The organism is Campylobacter sp. LMG 7929 (assembly GCF_024723595.1).
Lineage (GTDB): Bacteria > Campylobacterota > Campylobacteria > Campylobacterales > Campylobacteraceae > Campylobacter_D.
This window is the reverse complement of record NZ_JANQCY010000008.1, coordinates 66,964-87,717: the sequence shown is the minus strand read 5'-3', so window position 1 is coordinate 87,717 and position 20,754 is coordinate 66,964. Positions and strand designations below refer to the sequence as shown.

Genomic DNA, 20,754 nt, shown 5'->3' with positions numbered 1-20,754 from the left:
TTGATGAGATTAAAATGAAAAGTTTTGATATAATAAAGTTATTATAAGGATGTATAATGTTAGATAATAAGTATGATGATAATATTTTTTTTGATAAATATGCCTTAATGCTAAGATCTAAAGTAGGATTGGATGGTGCTGGTGAATGGGAAGATTTTAAAACATGTTTACCAAGCTTAAAAGATAAAGTTATATTAGACTTAGGTTGTGGATATGGATGGCATAGTATTTATGCTTTAGAAAATGGGGCTAAAAAAGTTTTTGCTATTGATTTATCTTTAAAAATGTTAGATAAAGCTAAGACTAAAACAAGTAAATATAAAAATAAAATATCCTTTTATAGAGGTTCTTGTGAAGAAATAGATAAAATCACTGACTTACAAAATATGAAATTTGATATAGTTATTAGTTCTTTAGTTTTTCATTATATAAAGGATTATGAAAAATTAATTTTTAATATTTCAAATCTTCTTAATAAAAATGGTAGTTTGGTTTTTAGTGTTGAGCATCCTGTTTTTACCGCAAATATTTCCCAAGATTTTATATATGATAATAATAGAGATATTCAATATTTTCCTATTAAAAATTATTTTTATGAAAATAAAAATAAATATAATTTTTTAGGTGAGGGTGTGGTTAAATATCACCGTACCTTAACAAGTTATATTTCTCCCTTATTGCAAAATAATTTTAAAATAACCAATATTATTGAGCCAAAGCCTTCTAATAAAATTATTAATCTTTTTCCTGAATTCAAAAATGAATTTAAAAAAGAATGGCATAGGCCAATGATGTTGATAATATCTTGCATGAAAGAGTAGCTTGAACTTAGTTGTAGATAAATTAAGATTTTTTTTAAAAAATAATAATGTATTTTTAAGTGGTGGTGCAGGTGTTGGTAAGTCTTTTTTAACTATGGAACTTATAAAATCTTATAGAGTTCAAGGAAACATTGTTATTGTATTGGGTTCTACTGCTCTTAGTGCTTTTAATATAGGTGGGGTTACTTTACATAGTTTTTTTGCTTTTAAAAGATGTCAAAATTATGATGAGTTATATTATGAAGATAGAAAGCAAAAAGATAAACTAGAAAAATTAAAGAGAATTTTAAAACAATGCGATTTATTGGTTATTGATGAAATCTCTATGGTAAGTGCTTCGTTGATGGAAATGATTTATTATAGATTATCAAGAAGTGGTTTTAATGGTAAAATTTTATTAGTTGGAGATTTTTTTCAACTTCCACCCGTGGTTAAGCATAAAGAAAATCAAATTCAAAGTACTTTATTTCAAAATACTTTATATGCTTTTTCTTCACAAGCCTGGAACGATCTTAAATTTATTAATTTAAAACTTAGTGTTACAAAAAGAACTTTAGATAAACAATTTTACGAATATTTGTTTTTTCTTAGAATGGGTGAAACAAATAAAGAAATATTGAATTTCTTTAAAAAAATGTTAATTAGTTCAAAAAATTTACTTGAGTATATGGATGAGTATACTTTATTATGCGCTACCAATAAAAAGACTAATCATATTAATACTGAAAAATTAAATCTTTTGCAAGGTAAAGAAAGTATATTTAAAGCAAAAGCTGAAAAACTAGATTGTACCTTAGATGATAAAACTTACGAGCAGTGGATTAATGGACTTAATTCTTTGAGTGAGTTAAAATTAAAAATAGCTGCTAAGATTATTTTTTGTGTGAATAATAAAGAAGAAAATTATTATAATGGGGAGCAAGGTGTTGTTTTAGATTTTATAAAAGATAAAGAGCAAGAATATATTCTGATAGAAAAAAATAATGGTGAAAGATTGAAATTAAAACCATATGAATATACCTTAGAAGAGTATGAGTTAGATAAAGATGAAAAACTAGAAGTTAAGATAAAAGCTAAATTTGTTCAATTTCCTATAAAATTAGCTTATGCTATAACAATCCATAAATCTCAAGGCATGAGTATAGATAAATTAATATGCGATATTGATGGAATTTTTGAAAAAGGACAATTATATGTATGTTTATCAAGAGCCATTAATCCAAGTAATTTAAAAATAATATATAATTATAAAATGCCTTTTGAGGATTATTTTTTAAAAATTTTAAAATTCGATAAAGAGGTAAAGCGATTTTATCTGCAAGAAAAGTTTATAAATTTAGAAGAAGATAGGGAGTGATTATGAGATGGGTAGTAATTTTATTTTTTTCTTTTTGTAGTATTTATGCTAATTCTTTAAGCATAGAAGATTTTAGAACAGATTTGTATTCAAAAGCTGGAAATAATACTTTAAAAAAGATTGAAATGACTTTAGATTTTGAGGGAGAAAATTTAGAACAAAAGAAAATTACAGACGCATTAAATACTATTGTATCTAGTTATTTTTATGAAGATTTGTTTACAGAAGTGGGTAAAAACAACTTCAAAGAAACTTTGCTTAAATTTAGCAATAAAAAATACAAAACCCAAATAAAAAACATTTATATTTTAAAAATTAACTCAGTGGCTCAATTTGATATAGAAGAGCTTAAGCGTTTTGTAAAAGATTTAGAAAAAAAGGAAGAAGATTTAAAAGAAACTGCTAAGCAAGAAGAAATTCAAAATATTCTTAAAGTTGCTAAAACTTCAGATCAAAATAATACCCAGCCAAAAGACATAAATGCTACTCAAACAAACAGTATTAAAGATAGTAATATAAGTTTTAATCAAGATGTTAATACAAGCAAAGAAGCTATGGATATGATTTTAAAAACCATGGAAAATGCTCAAATGCAAATGTTAGCACCAAGCAAAGAACAAGATTTGTTTAAAGAGATACCATTTTGATTAATGGATTATATCAAAATGACTTGGAATTTTTGGTATAAAAATATTATCGTTGATATTTTGATCAAATTTTTGATTGTAAAAATAAAGACTGACTAAATTTCCCAATTCATCTTTGTAAGAAATACTGTCAAGGTTACCGTTTTCTAGTTTGATATTATATATGATATTTTCGTATTTTGCTTCATAGTTTTCGTGAGATATTGATTTTGCATTTTTAAAAATTGCTTGAAGATTTGGTAAATTTTGTAATTGAGTATAAATGGCTTGTTCTAATTCAGGTTCTATGATAACAACTTCTTTATTATTGATATAAATTTGCTTTTTATTCGGCTTAGTATAATTCCAAAAGGCTTTATTTTGAGTGATGATAAAATTTCCTTTGTAATTTAGCGAAGAATTATTACTTTGCACTTTTTGTTCAAAATCACTGCTAAAATTTTTAAAATTTATATCAAAAGCAAAAATATTACAAGCAAATATCATTAAAAATACAAAATATTTCATAATTATCCTTTAAAAATTTTACAAATTATATAAAATTTATGCAAATAAAATTTTATATAGTTCTAATTAAAATCAAGGTATAATCTAGCATATATTTTTGTAATTAAAGGTAAAAAAATGTTTTCTAGTGTATTTAAAGCAATATTTGGCACAAAAAACGATCGAGAAGTAAAAAAATATTTAAAGAGAGTTGCGCAAATTAATGCTTTAGAGTCAAAATACCAAAATTTAAGTGATGATGAATTAAAACAAAATTTTATAGATTTTAAAACACAAATTCAAAAAGAAGAAAAAACTTTAGACCAAATACTAAATGATGTTTTTGCAATAGTTAGGGAAGTAGGAAAAAGAACGCTTAATATGCGTCATTTTGATGTGCAATTAATCGGTGGTATGGTTTTACATGAGGGAAAAATCGCTGAAATGAAAACCGGGGAAGGTAAAACCTTGGTTGCAACTTTACCTGTTGTATTAAATGCTATGAGCGGTAAGGGTGTGCACGTAGTTACCGTAAATGATTATTTAGCCAAAAGAGATGCAGAGCAAATGAGTGCTATTTATAATTTTTTAGGTTTTAGTGTAGGTGTGATACTTTCAGAGCAAAATAGCGATGAAGCACATAAAAAAGCTTATGAGTGTGATATAACTTATGGTACAAATAATGAATTTGGCTTTGATTATTTGCGTGATAATATGAAATTTTCAAAGCTTGAAAAAGTACAAAGAGAGCATAATTTTGTTATAGTTGATGAAGTAGATAGTATTTTAATAGATGAAGCAAGAACTCCGCTTATTATAAGTGGGCCTACAAATAGAACTTTAGATGGTTATATTAAAGCAAATGAAGTAGCAAAACAAATGCAAAAAGGCCAAGCAGCGACTACTCCTCAAGAATTACCAAGTGGAGATTTTGTTGTTGATGAGAAAAATAGAACTATCATGATTACAGAGGCTGGAATTTCTAAGGCAGAAAAATTATTTGGAGTAGAAAATTTATATAGCTTAGATAATGCAATATTAGCCCATCAGCTTGATCAAGCTTTAAAAGCACATAATTTATTTGAAAAAGATGTGCATTATGTATTAAGAGATAAAGAAGTTGTAATTGTTGATGAATTTACAGGAAGGCTAAGTGAAGGAAGACGCTTTAGTGATGGCTTGCACCAAGCGTTAGAGGCTAAAGAAGGAGTAAAAATTCAAGAAGAGAGTCAAACTTTAGCAGATATTACTTTCCAAAATTATTTTAGAATGTATAAAAAATTAGCAGGTATGACAGGTACTGCACAAACTGAGGCAACAGAATTTTCTCAAATATATAATTTAGATGTGGTTTCCATACCTACAAATATACAGGTTGCAAGAATAGATAAAGATGATTTGATTTATAAAACACAAGAAGAAAAATTTAAAGCAGTTATTGAAGAGATAAAAAAAGCAAATGCAAAAGGTCAACCGGTTTTAGTAGGGACTGCAAGTATTGAAAGAAGTGAAGTATTTCATAATATGCTTGTAAAAGAACGCATTCCTCATCATGTGCTTAACGCTAAAAATCACGAGCAAGAAGCTTTGATTATCCAAGATGCGGGTAAAAAAGGTGCAGTAACCATAGCTACTAATATGGCAGGTCGTGGCGTTGATATAAAAATAGATGATGAAATAAGAGCTTTAGGAGGGCTTTATATCATAGGAACTGAACGCCATGAAAGTAGAAGAATAGATAATCAACTTCGTGGTCGTGCAGGGCGTCAAGGTGATCCTGGTGTAAGTAGATTTTATTTAAGTTTAGAGGATAATCTTTTGAGAATTTTTGGCGGTGATCGCATTAAAAATATCATGGAAAGATTGGGTATAGAAGAGGGTGAGCATATAGAAAGTCGCATTGTTACAAGAGCTGTAGAAAATGCTCAAAAAAAAGTTGAAAGTTTACATTTTGAAAGTAGAAAACATTTGCTTGAATATGATGATGTGGCTAATGAGCAAAGAAAGACTATCTATAATTATAGAAATGAATTACTAGATGAAGAATTTGATTTGCAAGATAAAATTTTAAAAAATATTGTTGAATATAGCAATCATTTGGTAAGTCAAATTTATCTAAATGCAGAGCTTGAAGATGATGTTAAGCATTTTGAAAGCTTAAAGCAAAAAGTAAGTTATGAGTGTAACTTTGAGCTAAACGAAGCTGATTTTAAAGATTTAGGTGTGATTGAAGTAGAAAACAAATTAAGTGAAATTTTAGAAAAAGCTTATAAAGACAAAATGAGTATTATTGAAGATAAGGAAGCTAGAAGAATTGAAAGAATTTTATATCTTCAAATTTTAGATAATCTATGGAGAGAGCATTTATACCAAATGGATATTTTAAAAACTGGTATAGGTTTAAGAAGTTATAACCAAAAAGATCCTTTAGTGGAGTATAAAAAAGAAAGTTATAATCTTTTCATGGAGCTTGTTGAGCGTATTAAATTTGACAGTTTAAAATTGTTATTTAATGTAGTTTTTACTCAAAAAGAAGTACAAAATTTTGAAGAAAAAAGCCATGAACAAAATGAGCAGTTGTTGTCAAATACTACAGAAAGTGGTGTTAATGAAAACGGTGAAGCACAAATTACTAAAGTACCTAGAAATTCACCTTGTCCTTGTGGTAGTGGCAAAAAATATAAAGAATGTCATGGTAAAAGTGGTCCTAAAAAAGGTATTTTAGCTTAAGGTTTGAGATGAATTTAGTTATAGTTGAAGATGATATAAATATGAGAAAATCACTCGAAATAGCTTTGGGTGAGTATGAAGAATTTACTATAAAATCCTATAAATCAGCAACTGAAGCACTAAAAAAACTTAATGATGATGTTGATTTAATTATTACAGATATTAATATGCCGGGTATGGATGGTATTGAATTTGTACAAGCTTGTGAGAATAAATATGATTTTATCATTATCACAGGCAATGCAACGCTAAATCGCGCTATAGAGGCAGTAAGGCTTGGAGTAAAAGATTTTCTAGTAAAACCATTTGATATTAATACTTTAGTAACTGCAATAAAACGCGCAAAAATAATTCAAGAAAAGACTTCTAAAAAAACAAATAAAAAGACTACTAAAAAAGAAGAAAATCAAGATTTTTATGGTACTTCTAAGGCTTTGGAAAATTGTCTAAATTTGGCTTTAAAAGCTGCTAAGACAGATGCAAGTGTGCTTTTTTTTGGAGAAAGTGGGGTAGGTAAAGAAGTTTTTGCAAATTTTGTGCATAAAAATTCAAAAAGAGCACAAAAACCTTTTGTGGCTATTAATATGGCAGCAATTCCATCAAATTTGATAGAAAGTGAGCTTTTTGGTTTTGAAAAAGGTGCATTTACTGATGCTAATACTACTAAAATAGGGTTGTTTGAGCTCGCTAATGAAGGCACTTTGTTTTTAGATGAAATAGGTGAAATGCCTTATGAAATTCAAGCAAAATTATTAAGAGCTTTACAAGAAAAAGAAATTACAAGATTAGGGAGTACCAAAAGTATAAAGATTGATGTAAGAATTATCAGTGCAACTAATGCTCATATAGAAAAAAAGATTGTAGATAATGAATTTAGACAAGATTTATATTATAGACTTAATACTATTCCTATTAATATACCACCGCTAAGAGAGCGTCAAGAAGAAATTTTGCAAATTGCGCAAAAGGTATTACTTGATACGTGTAAAGAATATGATTTTAATGAGAAAACTTTAAGCCAAGAAGCACAAGATGCTTTATTATCTTATGATTTTCCAGGTAATATTAGAGAATTGATTTCTATTATACAAAGAGCTTGCATTTTAAGTGAAAATGATGAGATTAGTGTTCAAGATTTATTTTTAGAAAGTAGAAAAAGTAAAGATATTAAAAATCTTGAAAAAGAATTGATTTTAGAAGCTTTAAAAAATTCGCAAGATATTACAGAAGCAGCTAAGCTTATAGGGATGAGTGAGAAAATTTTTAGCGAAAAAATGAAAAAATACAATATTACTTAAAAAGGACGGACAATGAAAAAAATAGCTATTGTAGGTGCAACAGGAGCAGTTGGTGAAGAACTTTTAAATGTCTTAGATGAGCTTGATTTTCCAGTTGAAAGTATTTTGCCATTAGCAAGTGCAAAAAGTGCAGGTAGTGAAGTAGAATTTAGAGGTAAAAGCTATAAAGTAAAAGAATTAACTCCAAGTGTTTTTAAAGAAAATCCTGTAGATATTGCTTTTTTTAGTGCTGGAGGAAATATAAGTGCTGAGTATGCAAAATACGCAGTAGAATGTGGTGCTGTGGTGATTGATAATACGAGCCATTTTAGAATGGATGAGAATGTTCCTTTGGTGGTTCCTGAGTGCAATAGTGAAGATATTAAAGATTGGGAAAAAACAGGGATTATTGCTAATCCAAATTGCTCTACCATACAAATGGTACATGTTTTAAAACCACTTGATGATGCATTTAGTCTAAAAAGAGTAGATGTAAGCACTTATCAAGCAGCAAGTGGCGCAGGTAAAGAAGGTATGGAAGAACTAGTTCAAGGAATGCAAAGTTTTTTTGCTTTTAAATTAGATGAATTTGAAGCAAAAACTTTTCCATATACTTTGGCTTTAAATTTGATTCCTCAAATTGATGTTTTTAGCGACAATGACTATACCAAAGAAGAATTAAAAATGGTGAATGAAACGCAAAAAATACTACATAAAAAACTTGAAATTTCAGCAACTTGTGTAAGAGTTCCTGTACTTAGAAGTCATAGTGAAGCCATTACTATGCATTTTGAAAAAGATGTTGATGTTGCTAAAGTTAAAGAGATACTTTCTAAGACACCAAGTGTTGTTGTGATTGATGATGTAGAAAATAAAAAATATCCTATGCCACTTTTTACAAGTAATACTAACGAAACTTATGTAGGAAGAATTAGACGTGATATTAATCACAAAAACATTTTACATTTATGGTGTGTGGCTGATCAAATTCGTGTAGGAGCTGCTACAAATGCAGTGCGTATTGCGCAAAAATGGCTAGAATTGGTTTAAAAAGGAGAAAAATGCTAGAAAGATTTTTTGAGAATTTATTAGTTAAAAGTCGTTTGGTTACTATTTTACCTGTGATTTTTGGTTTAATAGGGGCTTTTGTTTTATTTTTTATCGCAAGTTATGATGTGATTAAAGTTTTAAAATATGTATTTGAATACTTTATGTTGTCAAATTCTACGGTAGATTTGCATGAAGATATTGTTGGTTTGATTATAGGAGCTGTGGATTTATATTTGATGGCTTTGGTTTTATTTATTTTTTCTTTTGGAATTTATGAGCTTTTTATTAGCGAAATAGAGGATTTTAAACAAACAAAGCAGTCAAAAGTTTTAGAAGTGCATAGTTTGGATCAGCTAAAAGATAAGCTCGCAAAAGTAATTATCATGGTTTTAGTTGTAAATTTTTTTCAAAGAATTTTACAAATGCAACTTAATACAGTTTTGGATATGACTTATTTAGCAGGTTCTATTTTGGCTCTTTGTGTGGGGCTTTATTTCTTGCATAAAAGTGATCATTAATAAGGAATAAAAATGATTTTTATTGATGCGTGTTTTAAAAAATCAACTCCTTATACTCCGGTTTGGATGATGCGTCAAGCAGGAAGATATCTGCCTGAGTACATGGAAGTTAGAGCAAGTGCTGGAGATTTTTTATCACTTTGCAAGGACTATAAAAAAGCAAGTGAAGTTACTTTGCAACCTGTGGATATTTTGGGCGTTGATGCAGCTATTATTTTTTCAGATATTTTAGTAGTGCCTTTAGAAATGGGTATGGATTTAAAATTTGAAAAAGGCGAAGGGCCGGTATTTTCAAATCCCATTAAAACTAAGGAAGATTTGGAGAGATTAGATGTTGAAAAAAGTATTAAAAAACTTTCTTATGTTTATGATGCACTAGCGCTTACTAGAGAAAAACTTGCGCATGATAAAGCTTTGATTGGTTTTTGTGGAAGTCCTTGGACTATTGTTACTTATATGATAGAGGGTGGTGGTAGTAAAAATTATGCAAAATGTAAAAAATTAGTTTATCAAAATCCTGAATTTTTACATCAAATTTTATCTAAACTTACTTTAGCTTTAAAGCATTATATTCAAGAACAAATTAAAGCAGGAGCTAATGCTATACAGATATTTGATAGTTGGGCAAGTGCTTTAGAAAAAGAGATGTTTTTTGAATTTTCTTTTAAATACATGCTTGAAATTGCTGATTTTATCAAAGAAAAATATCCACACATTCCCGTGATTTTATTTCCTAAAGGTGTTAGTGGATTTTTGGATGGTATAAATGGAAATTTTGATGTTTTTGGTGTAGATTGGAGTACGCCTTTAGAATTGGCAAAAGAAAAATTAGGCGCTAAGTATACTTTACAGGGTAATATGGAGCCTTGTAGATTGTATGATAAAAATGCGATTGAAGTAGGAGTGGATAAAATTTTGAATATTATGCAAGATAGTGCACATATTTTTAACCTTGGACATGGTATTTTGCCTGATATTCCTGTTGAAAATGCTAAATATTTTATCAAGCTAGTTCAAGAGAAATCTAAAAAGTGAACAAAATTACCTTTGGCCCCATAAGCTCAAGAAGATTTGGGCTTTCTTTAGGGATTGATTTAAGTCCAAATCAAAAGCAGTGCAATTTCGATTGTGTATATTGTGAGTTGCAAGCTGCAAAACCTGTGGAAAAATCTTTAGTATATCCAAAAATTCAAGATATCTTAGAACAGGTAAAGCAATCTTTAGCTAGCGATGTGAAATTTGATTTTCTTACATTAACTGCAAATGGTGAACCTAGTCTGTATCCTTATTTAAAAGAATTAGTTTGCGAGTTAAATAAAATAAAACAAGATAAAAAACTTTTGATTTTAAGTAATGGTAGTGGTGTGTTAAATCCAAATGCATTCAATGCTTTATTGGATATTGATGTAGTTAAATTTAGTCTTGATAGTGCTAAAGAAAAAACATTTTATAGAATAGATAAAGCTCTAAAACAAATTAAACTTGAAACAATGATTGATAAAATGATTACTTTTAGGGAAAAATTTCTAGGTGATCTTGTTATGGAAGTTTTAGTTGTACAAGGTTTAAATGACAATAAAGAAGAAATGTTAGCTTTAAATGAGGTATTTGATAAAATAAAGCCATTAAGAGTAGATTTTAGCACTATTGATAGACCTCCAGCTTATCCTGTTAAAGGTGTATCTATGGAAAAATTAGAAGAATTAAGTATGTATATTAATAGTGCCCCTGTTGTGCTTGCTAAGCATTATTATAAAGGTGAAAAAATTGATTTTAATACTCAAGAGCTTTTAAAAATGTTGCAACTTAGAGCTCAAAGTGAATTTGATGTTGAAAATAAATTTAGTCAATATAGCAAAGATATATTAGAAAAGCTACTTAAGGAGCAAAAAATTATTGTAAAAAATCTAGCTGGAGTGAAATTTTATAAAAAAATATAATTTTTTACGAAAAACTCTTGACAAGAGTATTTTTTTCTTATATAATACCATTTCTTATTTATTGATGTTCCGGATTAGCTCAGCGGTAGAGTAGTCGGCTGTTAACCGATTGGTCGTAGGTTCGAATCCTACATCCGGAGCCACTTCTTTTTAAATTATAATCCTGGTTTTATAAGTGTTAAGTAAATTATATGATTTTATATAACTAGTATTTTCGTAACGAAAATACTAGTTTTTGATATCAAAAGTAAAGAATTTGCTTTCGAAGTTATTGCCTACTTTTTCATACTGAAACATAGCAGGTTCTAGGTTTTGCACTTCATGGTATAAAAGTCCTAAAGCAAGTCTTGCTTCTAAGGTTTCTTCGTTTTCTAATCTTGCAAGTTCAAGTAAAGCAATGGCTGAGTTTGGATTATTTGAACCTATTGCTGCAACTGCGGCTAAAAATAAAGTTTGAGCATCTTTAATTTTGTAATCATCTATTAAAATATTATAAAGTGTATATGCTTCTTGGTATTCTTTTGCAAATATATCTACATAAGCTAGAGCAAAGATTAATCCAATGGAATTTTTATTACTCATGGCTAGTCTTTTTTTAATATCATTTCTAACATGATTAAGCAAGCCTGTTATTTGCATAAGCGTTACATAGCTATCTTTAACTATCCCAGCTCCTCCAAATAAAGAATTATAATCAAGTTTGGTATTTAAAAAATACATTTGAGCTTGTTTGGCGTATTCTTTGATATTTAAATTCATATTTTTGGAGTTAAAATATAAAATATTGCTAATAATATCCTCACTTAATAAATCTTTTAATTCTTTTATTTTTTGGTTTCTTAGGGTTTCAAGATTATTGCCATTTGCAGCTATAATAGCAAATATTAACTCCAAAGGTGCGTTATTAGTATTTGAAAGATTATCTAGGTAAGGAATAGTAGCAGTAAAGTCATTTTTAGCTAAATATAGTAAATATTTATATATATTGTTGTTTTGATCAATGGTATTATCTGCTTGGAGATTTTCTAAAAGTTCATTAGCAAGTTTTGTATAATCTTTCTTTGCTAGATCCATACAATATATGCCAAAAATTCCTGCAATATAATTTTTAGGATTTAAATGATATGCGGTTGAAAAGTGCTTGTAAGCATTGTTATAATCTTGTAATTGTGCGTAAGTTAGGGCAAGATTATAATGAATTACATCATGAGCATGATAAATTTCACTTAAGTTTTTAAATTCTTGATTAGCTTCTCTTAGATGAAAATTAAAAGCTAAGTTAATAGCATGAGATAATTCTATATTAACCCCTGATAAAGCCTTACTTTTAACAAGTAATTCATTTTCGTACTCATATCCTTGTATAAAATTTCCCAAATCAGCCTTTGTAATAAGTTCCATGCTTTGTTTAACATCAAAAACACGATATGGTGAAAAGTAAAACAGTAAATCATATATTTGTTGTTTTCCAGTAATCAATCTCTTGGCAAAATTTTGTTGGGCAATATCAATATTTGAAAAATTTCTTTTTAATCTTGTTTTGATATTATAGTATTTTGAACCTATATCTTTATCTTTGATGTAAAGAGCTTTTAAAATTTGCGCACCACTTTCAAATTGACCGGTTTTTAATTCAACTAAGGCTAAAGCAACCTTACTTCTAGCTTCATGTTCTCCTATCTTTGAGGCTTTTTCAAGATATTCTTTAGCTTTTTGATAGTCTCCTGATTTTGCATATAATAAGCCTAAGGGCAAACTTGCTTCATAATCTTCTTGTTTTTGTAAAAAATCAATGGCGTTTTTTTCTGATTTTAATAAAGCATAAACTTTTGCTCCAAGATAATAAGATTCACCTTGATAACCATTGATGTTGTTTGAGCGCATAAACATTTGCAAAGCTTCAGGGTAAAATCCTTGATAATAATTAATTAAACCTAGATAATAATCATACAAAGATGATTTGGAATCTTGCGGTAAATGCACTCTTGCTAAGTCAAGATAGTAATTAAATTTTTCTTTATCACCAAGATTAAAATAACACACAGCAGTGTTTATGGCAGCAGCCACCTTGTGTTCTTCTAATTCCAAAGATTGCTTGAAATTTTCAATTGCGCTAGCATAATCTTTTTGTTTCATTTGAGCTACGCCAAGATTATAACTAGATAGGGATTGATTGAAAATGTTAATGTTATTGTAAAGTTCTAAAGCGCTTTCTACATCACCTTTTTCATATAATAAATTTGCTTTTTGTACTACAAGATCTAATGCTGATTGTTTTACTTTAGTGATGCTTGAGCTAGTATTATCATCTAAGACTTGAGTATTTAAAATAGCTTGTTTATCTTCTTTGAAAACTATGAGTAAAATTAAAACTACAAGCAATATTAGAGCAAGAGCTCCAAGTGCAGAAATTAAAATAATAAATTTTTTATCAAAAAGCTTTTTTTTCTCTTCAGGTTGCGGTGCTTGAGGTTCTTCTTCCACTCTTTGAAAGGTGCTTTCTTCCTCCTCTAATTCAGGAGGTATCATGCCAGGAGGGATAGCTTGTTCTTCTACTCCTGGATTTTCATCTAACTCAGAGAAAGCTTTTTCTTGGTTGTCTTGTTCTTTAAGTGTTACTTCTTCGGCCATGTTTTCTCTTAAAAGTATTTTCTTAACACATCAGGAATTCTTATGTTTCCATCTTTTTCTTGATAGTTTTCCATAATAGCTACTAAGGTTCTTCCAACAGCTAGCGAAGAGCCATTAAGTGTATGCACTAATTCGTTTTTGCCTTTATCGTTTTTAAAGCGAATTTTTGCACGTCTTGCTTGAAAATCTTTACAATTAGATACAGAGCTAATTTCACGGTATTTATTTTGAGATGGAAGCCAAACTTCTAAATCCACTGTTTTTGCAGCTGAAAAACCTAAATCTCCAGTACAAAGCATCAAATGTCTGTGTGCTAGACCTAAAGAGCTTAGCAAATCACTAGCACAATTTAGCATTTCTTCAAACATTAGCTCGCTTTGATCAGGCTTGCATATACTAACAAGTTCTACTTTTTCAAATTGATGTTGTCTTATAATACCTCTTGTGTCTCTACCTGCACTTCCTGCTTCTTGTCTAAAACAAGCGCTATAGCAAGTCATTTTTAAAGGTAATTCTTCTTGAGTTAAAATTTCATTAGAATAAAGATTGGTTACAGGAATTTCAGAAGTTGAAATGAGGTATAAATCATCATTTTCTACCTTATACATATCATCTTTAAATTTAGGAAGTTGTCCAGTACCATACATGGTCGCACTATTTACTAAAAATGGCACATTAACTAACTCAAAACCTCTACTTCTATTAAAATCTATCATATAATTTACTAAGGCTCTACTTAGTAAAGCTCCTTCATTTTTAAGTACACAAAAGCGACTTTGCGAGATTTTAACTCCTCTTGTAAAATCAAGCCAATTTAATTTTTCTCCTAAATCATGATGTTCTTTAATTTCAAAATCAAAACTAGGTGGGGTAAGAACTTTTTTTAATTCTACATTCTCATCCTCATCTTCCCCAAAAGGCACACAATCATCAGGGGTATTTGGTACTGCTAGAGCAATTTGCTCCAGTTTTTCTTCTAATTCATTAACGATTTTTGATTGAGTATTAATTTTTTCTTTATTTTGACTTAGTTGTGCTTTTAAGCTTTCTTTATCTTGTGCTGTTGCAAGTTCTTTGCTAAATTTGTTTTGAAAAGCTTGAAATTCTTCTAAAAGTGCTTTTTCTTTTTTTAAATTTATAAATAAATCACTCAATTCTTTGAGTAAATTTTCATCCACTTTTTTAGCTTTTAATTTTTGTGCAATTTCATCGAAATTATTTTGTAAAAGTTTTAAATCTAACATTCTAACTCCTTTTATAGTCCTATTTTAGCATAAATTTTTTCCATTGTTTCTTGGGCTTGTTTTTTTGCTTTACTTGCACCAAATTCTAAAATTTCCTCAATTTTAGAAGGATTAGCTAATAATTTTTCATATTCGTCCTTGGCTGAGGCAAAATACTCACTAATGATTTCATTTAAATACATTTTAAAATGCCCATAACCTTCGCCACCTTTTTCATAACGGCTTTTTAAAGCTTCTTGCTCTGTTTTGTCTAAAAATAATTTTGCGATTTTAAATATATTGCAATTTTGCCAATCTTTTGGATCTTCTAAAGCTGTACTATCTGTAACAATGGAAGAAATTTGTTTTTTAATAGCTTTTGGTGTATTAAAAATATCGATTGTATTTTGATAAGATTTACTCATTTTGGCTCCATCAGTGCCAGGTACTACCGCAACTTCATCATTAACCTTAGCTTGAGGTAGAGTGAAAATTTCACCCCATTCATTATTTACTTTTAAGGCTATGTCTCTTGCTATTTCAACGTGTTGAATTTGATCTTTGCCTACAGGAACTATTTGAGCATTAAAAAGCAAAATATCTGCAGCCATTAAAACAGGGTAAGAAAAAAGTCCATGGTTGGCATTTAAACCTTTGGCGATTTTATCTTTATAGCTATGCGCTCTTTCTAAAAGTCCCATTGGGGTAAATTGAGAAAGAATCCAATAAAGTTCCATTACTTCTTTTACATCACTTTGCAACCAAAACACGCTTTTTTGCGGATCAATCCCTAAACTCAAAAAAGCTGCTGCAGCTTTGAGTGAATTTTGTCTGAGTTTTTCACCATCAAAACTTGAAGTCATAGCATGGTAATTTGCTATAAACATATACATTTGATTTTCTTCTTGCATATTTAGCATTTGTTTGATTGAGCCAAAATAATTGCCTATATGTAAATCTCCACTTGGTTGCAATCCTGTAATAACTCTCATTTTACCTCTTTTTTAATCTCTTTGATAAGTTCTTTAATACTTTTGTTTTCAATGTTAATTATAATATCTGCTTTTTTTTCATATTTTTTTGCTCTTTGATTAAAAAGAATTTTGGCATTATTTATATTTGTAAGTAAAGGCCTAGTGGCTAATTCTTCCCTGTTTAATCTTTGCAAAAGATAATCAAAGCTTGCTTTTAAATATATAATTGCTCCAATGTCTTTTAGTTTTTTTTGTTCTATGAAACCACCACCACTTGCAATAGAGCAATCTTGCACACAAGTTAAAAAAGAAACAAGTTTTTTCTCTTCTTTACGGAATTTTTTTTCACCATATGTTTTAAAAATTTCATCAATTTTAAGATTAAATTTTTCTTTGATTAAACTATCTGTATCTAAAAATATTTTATCGTATTTTTTAGCATAAGCTCTTGCTATGGTTGTTTTACCACAGCCCATAAAGCCTACAAAAAGGAGATTATCCTTCTTGTTCATCTTTGCTACCTTTTTTTCTTGAAGCTAAAATCAAAGGAACACCTTCAAAATTAAATTGTTTTCTAATTTGATTTTGCAAATAGCGCTTATAGCTAAAATGTAAAGCTTTTGGTCTGTTCATGATTAGAGCTATTTTTGGAGGTGCTAAGTCATATTGAACCGCATAATAAATTTTTACTAATTTACCATAATCATGTGGTAGCGGGTGGGCTCTTGTGGCTTCTTCTACCAAGGCATTTAATTTTGCAGTTGGAATTTTTTGTGTAAAATTGGCAAAAACTTCTAAAATTTTATCTAAAAGTACATGCACTCTTTTTCCGCTTAAAGCTGATACGCTTACAACGGGTGCATAAGCTAGAAATTTAAAACGATCTAGTTTTAATTCTTTTAAAGTTTTATCAAAATCAAGCTCGCTTTTATCCCATTTATTAAGCACGATAATCACACCTAGACAATGCTTGGCAGCAAGTCCTGCAATACGCTCATCAAGTTCGTTAAAGCCTTCGGCTGCATCAAGCACTAAAAGTGCAATTTGAGCATTAGCTAGGGCATATTCGGTTCTATTTAGCGCATAACGCTCTAAGCCTTGTATTTTACCACGTTTTCTAATCCCTGCAGTATCTACAAACTCAATGATTTTATCTTTATGCATAATGCTTTCATTAACAGGATCAATCGTAGTGCCTGCTATATCACTTACCACGCTACGCTCTTCTTTAACTAAAGCATTTAAAAGACTTGATTTTCCTACATTTACCCTACCTATAATTCCTACTTTAATATGGTTTTCATTGATAGTTTTTAGCTTAAAATCTCCGCTATTTTCATCAAAATTTTCTAAATAGCTTTCAAAGTCTTCTTCTTCATCTGCATTTAAAAAACTTTCATTTAAAAACTTGCCAGCCCACATGCAAAGCTCATCAATGCCTATATTATGTGTAACAGAGATATTAAAAACTTCTTTCACGCCAAAATTAGAAAATTCCCAAGATCTTTCTTCATCCTTTTTATTATCCACCTTGTTAATTACTAAGGCTATAGGTTTGTTGAGTTTTTTCATTTCATAAAAAAAAGCTTTATCTTCATCATCGGGCAGAAATTTTCCATCCACCATATAAAAGATAATATCACTATTTTTAGCAGCTTTTAATGAATTTGCTTTGACATTTTTAAAAAGCTCATTGCTTTCATCAAGTCCGCCACTATCTATCAATAAGGCTCTTTTACCATCAATTTCCACTTCTATTTTGTTAGTATCTCTTGTAGTCCCACTTATGTCACTGGTGATAGCTATGCGCTTTCTTGCAAGTCTATTAAAAAGACTTGATTTGCCAACATTTGGTTTTCCTATTAAAATAATACTTTGCATTAATACTCATTTTTAAATTTTTATTTGTGATTATATAAAAATTGCCTTAAAATTAAGCAAAAAAAGACTAAAATAACGGGAATTTTTATATGGAATTTATATGTTAAGAATAGTTAAAAAAAATTTAGGTATATATTTTATGATTATTGCTTCCATAGAATTTGCACTTGTAGGTGCTTGTGCAAAAATTCTTAGTGAAGAATTATCATCGATTGAAATTATGTTTTTTAGAAATATCATAGGCACAGCTTTTATGCTTTATGCGCTTTCAAAATTAAATTTTCATAAAAGCGGCGGTCGTTTGGGTTTGCTTGTTTTTAGGGGTGTTATAGGAACGATTGCCTTATATCTTTTCTTTTATAATGTTTCTAATATTTCTTTAGGTGGAGCTTTTGCTTTTCAAAAAACAGCACCGATTTTTATAGCTTTAATTGCTTTTTTATTTTTTAAAGAAAGCTTGGGATTAAAAGCTTGTTTTGGGATTTTGATTGCTTTTATAGGAGTATTGTTAATTTGTCAGCCTTTTGCAGATAGTACTATGCATTCAGGTTTTGATTTAAAAAATAGCATTTTGGGAATTTTAAGTGGTTTTTGTGCAGCCTTGGCACTAACTAGTGTAAGAGAGCTTAGAAAATCATATCCAGCACCTTTTATAGCTTTATCTTTTGTTTTAATTGGTACTTTAATGCCTTTAATGTCTATGATTATAGGTTCTTTTTATGAAATAAAAGAACTTGATTTTTTAATTGCTCCTTTTGTTGTGCCTAGTTTTAAAGCTTGGATTTTTATTATTTTAATGGGTGTTTTTGGAGCAATGTATCAAATTCATGTTACTAAAGCTTATGGGGTGGCAAAAAAGGCAGGAGTTGTTGCTGGGGTTAGTTATATAGATGTAGTTTTTACTTTATTTTTGGGCATATTATTAGGAGATGAATTTCCTAGTTTGATGGTTTTTATAGGAATTTTTAGCATTATTATAGGAGGAATTATTTTGGTTAGTAAGCAAACAAAAGGAAATAAAAATGGAAAATAAAACAGATTTAATTTATGGTTTAGAAGATAAACCGCCTTTTGCTAAAGCTTTTTTTGCTGCTTTGGTGCATTTAATGGCTATGTTTGTGGCTGTGATTACACCTGCTTTATTAATTTGTAAGGGTCTTGGAATAGATGATACTAATACAGCTAGAATTATATGCATGTCACTTTTTGCTTCAGGTGTTGCTTCGCTTTTACAGATTAAAACTTGGGGTCCTATAGGGAGTGGACTTTTATCTATTCAAGGGACTAGTTTTAACTTTGTTGCGCCTATTATACTAGGTGGGCTTGTTTTAAAAAATAATGGCTTATCACAAGAAGCAATGCTTGGGGCTATTTTTGGCACTTTAATGCTTTGTTCTACCACTGAAATGATTATTTCTCAAATTTTACCTTTTATTAGAAGAGTGATTTCGCCTTTGGTTTCAGGTATAGTAGTGATGATTATAGGTCTTAGTTTGATTAATGTTGGTCTTGTGAGTGCAGGAGGTGGATTTGCGGCTAAGGCAAGTGGTGAGTTTGGTTCTTTGCAAAATTTATTATTAGCCGGAGTTGTGATTTTTAGCATTATTGTTTTAAATCGCTTTGATAATGCATATATAAGAATTTCTTCTTTGTTTATAGCTATGATAATAGGGCTTTTAGTGGCTATGACTTTTGAAAATTTTAGCTTTAATTTTAATGAAAATTTACCTTTAATGTTTTTACCTGATCCTTTGCATTATGGTTTGAGTATTGATTATAATCTCATTTTGCCTTTGATTTTGGTTTTTATGGTAACTTCTTTAGAAACAATTGGTGATATTAGTGCTACTAGCGAAGTTTCTAATCAGCCGGTTAAGGGTGAACTTTATGCAAAAAGATTAAAAGGTGGAGTTTTGGCAAATGGTTTTAATTCTTTTGTTTCGGCCTTTTTTAATACTTTTCCAAACTCATGTTTTGGGCAAAATAATGGTGTCATAGCTTTAACAGGTGTTGCAAGTCGCTATGTTGGGTTTATTGTAGCTTTTATGTTGATGATTTTGGGTTTATTTCCTATTGTGGCTGATATTACTTTGCAAATTCCAGAACCTATTTTAGGTGGGGCAACTTTAGTGATGTTTGGTACTATAGCTGCAACGGGGGTTAGGATTATCTCTAAAGAAAATTTAAACCGTCGTTCTATTATCATTATAGCTATGAGTTTGGGTATAGGACTTGGAGTTTCTAATAATCCTGATATTTTAGAATTTATGCCAATGTGGTTTAAAACTTTATTTTCTTCAGGGATTGCAGCAGGTGGGATTACAGCTATTATTTTAAATTTTGTTTTTCCTCTTGAAGAAAATAATAAAAATAAAGTAAAATAATAAAAAAACAAGGAAAAAATGATGAAAAAAATGATACTAATAGCAGGGCCTTGTGTGATAGAAAACGAAGAGCTTGTTTTTAAGGTTGCACAAGAGCTTGAATGCTTTTTAAAAGATGATAGAATTGATTTTTATTTTAAATCAAGTTTTGATAAAGCAAATAGAACTAGTATTAATAGTTTTAGAGGGCCAGGCATTGAAAAAGGTTTGGAAATTTTGCAAAAAGTGAAAGATAAATTCGGCATGCAAGTTCTTACTGATATTCATGAGAGTTCTCAAGCAAGTATTGCGGCTGAGGTTGTAGATGTTTTACAAATTCCTGCCTTTTTATGCAGGCAAACTGATTTATTGGTGGCTGCTGCTAAAACAAAAGCTAAGGTAAATGTAAAAAAGGGGCAATTTTTAAATCCTGAAGACATTAAATACAGCGTAGCTAAAATTTTACAAACTAGAGGCATTAACGAAGAAGGTTTTGAAATAGCCAAAGAAAATGGTGTTTTTGTAGCTGAGAGGGGTTCTAGTTTTGGCTATGGAAATTTGGTTGTAGATATGAGAAGTTTGGTTATCATGAGAAAATATGCTCCGGTTGTTTTTGATGCTACTCATAGTGTGCAAATGCCAGGAGCAAATGGTGGAAGTAGTGGAGGCAAAAGTGAATTTGTAGAGCCTTTAGCAAGAGCTGCTGCTAGTGTGGGTGTAGATGGATTTTTCTTTGAAACACACATTGATCCTTGTAAGGCTTTATGTGATGGACCAAATATGCTTGATCTTTCAAGACTTAAAAACTGCGTAAATACACTTTTAAAAATTCAAGAAATCATTTGAAAAAGGAAAA

18 protein-coding genes and 1 tRNA gene are annotated in these 20,754 nt (G+C 29.6%); 13 read left to right on the top strand and 6 right to left on the bottom strand.

Annotated features, from left to right (window positions below):
• The first annotated feature begins 56 nt into the window (after nt 1–56).
• Genes CAMP5118_RS05410 through CAMP5118_RS05400 form a run of 3 tightly spaced genes read left to right on the top strand, consistent with a single transcriptional unit; the run spans nt 57 to nt 2,825 of the window.
• The gene (locus tag CAMP5118_RS05410; protein WP_337216796.1) at nt 57–821 is read left to right on the top strand and encodes a class I SAM-dependent methyltransferase; all 765 of its coding nucleotides are present in this window, start codon (nt 57–59) and stop codon (nt 819–821) included.
• 1 nt (nt 822) lies between these two features.
• Nucleotides 823–2,178, top strand: a complete 1,356-nt coding sequence (locus CAMP5118_RS05405) for an ATP-dependent DNA helicase (protein WP_337216795.1) — start codon at nt 823–825, stop codon at nt 2,176–2,178.
• 2 nt (nt 2,179–2,180) lie between these two features.
• A complete protein-coding gene (locus CAMP5118_RS05400) occupies nt 2,181–2,825 on the top strand; it encodes a flagellar basal body-associated FliL family protein (protein WP_337216794.1) in 645 nt (214 codons plus the stop codon).
• Here CAMP5118_RS05400 and lolA read toward each other — a convergent pair whose 3' ends face one another.
• Nucleotides 2,826–3,332, bottom strand: coding sequence for a LolA-like outer membrane lipoprotein chaperone (gene lolA, locus CAMP5118_RS05395; RefSeq protein ID WP_337216793.1), 507 nt, complete (start codon nt 3,330–3,332; stop codon nt 2,826–2,828).
• A 117-nt stretch (nt 3,333–3,449) separates the two neighbouring features.
• On the opposite strand from lolA, the gene secA reads away from it, so the two are divergent.
• The 7 genes from secA to CAMP5118_RS05360 all read left to right on the top strand — a co-directional run bounded on the left by secA (nt 3,450) and on the right by CAMP5118_RS05360 (nt 10,969).
• Complete coding sequence (gene secA / locus CAMP5118_RS05390; RefSeq protein WP_337216792.1) at nt 3,450–6,041, top strand: preprotein translocase subunit SecA; 2,592 nt, start codon at nt 3,450–3,452, stop codon at nt 6,039–6,041.
• 8 nt (nt 6,042–6,049) lie between these two features.
• A complete protein-coding gene (locus CAMP5118_RS05385; RefSeq protein ID WP_337216791.1) occupies nt 6,050–7,339 on the top strand; it encodes a sigma-54-dependent transcriptional regulator in 1,290 nt (429 codons plus the stop codon).
• A gap of 12 nt (nt 7,340–7,351) precedes the next feature.
• A complete protein-coding gene (locus tag CAMP5118_RS05380) occupies nt 7,352–8,368 on the top strand; it encodes an aspartate-semialdehyde dehydrogenase (protein WP_337216790.1) in 1,017 nt (338 codons plus the stop codon).
• Nucleotides 8,369–8,379: 11 nt separating this feature from the next.
• Nucleotides 8,380–8,886: a YqhA family protein gene (locus CAMP5118_RS05375; RefSeq protein WP_337216789.1), complete on the top strand. Its 507-nt coding sequence runs from the start codon at nt 8,380–8,382 to the stop codon at nt 8,884–8,886.
• A gap of 12 nt (nt 8,887–8,898) precedes the next feature.
• Nucleotides 8,899–9,921, top strand: a complete 1,023-nt coding sequence (gene hemE / locus CAMP5118_RS05370; RefSeq protein ID WP_337216788.1) for a uroporphyrinogen decarboxylase — start codon at nt 8,899–8,901, stop codon at nt 9,919–9,921.
• Nucleotides 9,918–10,826, top strand: coding sequence for a radical SAM protein (locus CAMP5118_RS05365; protein ID WP_337216787.1), 909 nt, complete (start codon nt 9,918–9,920; stop codon nt 10,824–10,826). The genes hemE and CAMP5118_RS05365 overlap by 4 nt, the downstream gene beginning before the upstream one ends.
• Before the next feature lie 68 nt (nt 10,827–10,894).
• Nucleotides 10,895–10,969, top strand: a tRNA-Asn gene (locus CAMP5118_RS05360).
• An 85-nt stretch (nt 10,970–11,054) separates the two neighbouring features.
• On the opposite strand, the gene CAMP5118_RS05355 is transcribed toward CAMP5118_RS05360, so the two are convergent.
• The 5 genes from CAMP5118_RS05355 to der are packed head-to-tail and all read right to left on the bottom strand — an operon-like array spanning nt 11,055 to nt 17,535.
• Entirely contained in the window at nt 11,055–13,457 is a 2,403-nt protein-coding gene (locus tag CAMP5118_RS05355) for a tetratricopeptide repeat protein (RefSeq protein WP_337216786.1), read from the bottom strand.
• An 8-nt stretch (nt 13,458–13,465) separates the two neighbouring features.
• Nucleotides 13,466–14,701: a serine--tRNA ligase gene (gene serS, locus CAMP5118_RS05350; protein WP_263664014.1), complete on the bottom strand. Its 1,236-nt coding sequence runs from the start codon at nt 14,699–14,701 to the stop codon at nt 13,466–13,468.
• An 11-nt stretch (nt 14,702–14,712) separates the two neighbouring features.
• Entirely contained in the window at nt 14,713–15,672 is a 960-nt protein-coding gene (gene trpS, locus CAMP5118_RS05345; RefSeq protein WP_263702820.1) for a tryptophan--tRNA ligase, read from the bottom strand.
• Nucleotides 15,669–16,166 carry a shikimate kinase gene (locus tag CAMP5118_RS05340; protein ID WP_337216785.1) on the bottom strand — a complete coding sequence of 166 codons (498 nt, stop codon included), beginning with the start codon at nt 16,164–16,166 and terminating at the stop codon, nt 15,669–15,671. Before CAMP5118_RS05340 ends, trpS begins: the two co-directional genes overlap by 4 nt.
• Entirely contained in the window at nt 16,150–17,535 is a 1,386-nt protein-coding gene (der, locus tag CAMP5118_RS05335; RefSeq protein ID WP_263728032.1) for a ribosome biogenesis GTPase Der, read from the bottom strand. Before der ends, CAMP5118_RS05340 begins: the two co-directional genes overlap by 17 nt.
• A 100-nt stretch (nt 17,536–17,635) precedes the next feature.
• Between der and CAMP5118_RS05330 the strand changes: the two genes are divergently transcribed.
• The 3 genes from CAMP5118_RS05330 to kdsA are packed head-to-tail and all read left to right on the top strand — an operon-like array spanning nt 17,636 to nt 20,744.
• Nucleotides 17,636–18,568, top strand: a complete 933-nt coding sequence (locus CAMP5118_RS05330) for a DMT family transporter (RefSeq protein ID WP_337216784.1) — start codon at nt 17,636–17,638, stop codon at nt 18,566–18,568.
• Complete coding sequence (locus tag CAMP5118_RS05325) at nt 18,558–19,919, top strand: uracil-xanthine permease family protein (RefSeq protein WP_337216783.1); 1,362 nt, start codon at nt 18,558–18,560, stop codon at nt 19,917–19,919. Before CAMP5118_RS05330 ends, CAMP5118_RS05325 begins: the two co-directional genes overlap by 11 nt.
• Nucleotides 19,920–19,940: 21 nt before the next feature.
• Nucleotides 19,941–20,744: a 3-deoxy-8-phosphooctulonate synthase gene (kdsA, locus tag CAMP5118_RS05320; protein ID WP_263707024.1), complete on the top strand. Its 804-nt coding sequence runs from the start codon at nt 19,941–19,943 to the stop codon at nt 20,742–20,744.
• Nucleotides 20,745–20,754: the final 10 nt, after the last annotated feature.